Annotated in this window: 1 pseudogene; it reads right to left on the reverse strand. The window is 53.7% G+C overall.

Annotation, left to right across the window (positions count from 1 at the left end):
- Positions 1 to 255 (reverse strand): annotated as a pseudogene (locus tag ACO0K1_RS20365) (IS3 family transposase); the annotation flags it as partial.

A 255-nucleotide genomic window follows, 5' to 3' on the forward strand; every position in this document is an offset into this window, starting at 1 on the left:
CCATCTACAATTCCATGACCACCTTCACGTGTCCAGCGCTGGTAGCTGCGCAGGCTGATGTCAAGCATGGCACAGGCTGCCGCGCGTCTACTACCACTGCTAACGGCGTCTTCAATTAATACTATGACGTTCTGGCGATCCAGAGTCCCGATTAATCTTCCTCGGGATCCCCCCAGATCGCCTGGGCTTTTTTTCTGAGAATAATCAGCGCAGCTGCTTCGGCCAGCGCTTTCTCCTTGCGCTGTAATTCCTTCT

The sequence above is a fragment of the Undibacterium sp. SXout20W genome (assembly GCF_049340285.1).
Taxonomy (GTDB): Bacteria; Pseudomonadota; Gammaproteobacteria; order Burkholderiales; family Burkholderiaceae_D; genus Undibacterium.